The 841-nt window shown below is 45.3% G+C and carries 1 protein-coding gene and 1 pseudogene; both read right to left on the bottom strand.

Annotated features, from left to right (window positions below; genetic code table 11):
- Positions 1 to 450 (bottom strand): annotated as a pseudogene (locus tag A3739_RS01745) (3-deoxy-8-phosphooctulonate synthase); the annotation flags it as partial.
- A 31-nt stretch (positions 451 to 481) separates the two neighbouring features.
- A partial coding sequence (locus A3739_RS01740) for a gamma-glutamyl-gamma-aminobutyrate hydrolase family protein (protein WP_197471952.1) occupies positions 482 to 841 on the bottom strand: 360 nt, incomplete at its 5' end.

Here is an 841-nt window from a genome sequence, read left to right as displayed (position 1 = left end):
GTGCTTCATCTCTTGAGACGCGAGAAATTGTGCTTTCTTAATATTAATAACTGCATTAGTCTGAGCCATCGCGGTCACAAGGTCTGTTTGGCGCGACAGGAATGCAGGCAATTGAATAATGTCACAAACCTCAGCAACCGGTGCTGCTTGATAGGGCTCATGCACATCTGTAATCACAGCAACGTTAAACGTGTTTTTTACTTCTTCAAAAATACGGAGCCCTTCTTCCATACCTGGACCACGGAACGAAGTAATCGAAGAACGATTTGCTTTATCAAACGACGCTTTAAAAACGTAAGGAATATTTAGTTTTTGGGTGACTTCTACGTACTTCTCAGCAATTTGAAGTGCCAGATCTCTTGATTCCAGCACATTCATCCCACCAAATAACACGAAAGGTTTGTCGTTCGCGATTTCGATATCGCCAACCTTCACTACTTTTTGGCTCATACCGCCTACCTTATCTCTCTCGCCAAAGCCTCTAAGCTTTTTTGTTCTGAATCGCCGCTTTTACGAAACCTTCAAACAAACCGTGGCCATCACGCGGAGTAGACGTGAACTCTGGGTGGAATTGGCACGCAACGAACCAAGGATGTTCTGGTGCTTCCACAACTTCAACCAACGCACCATCCATCGAACGACCAGAGACAATAAGTCCGGCCTCTTTTAGCTTTGGAAGTAAGTTATTGTTTACTTCATAACGATGACGATGACGCTCATTGACAACTTCTTTGCCATAAGCGGTTGCAACGGTAGAACCAGGCTCCAAGCGACAGTCCTGCGCACCTAAGCGCATGGTACCACCAAGATCAGAACTATCAGTACGTTGTTCGACACTTCC

The sequence above is a fragment of the Oleiphilus sp. HI0067 genome, from assembly GCF_001635735.1.
This window is presented reverse-complemented; position numbering and strand designations above follow the sequence as displayed.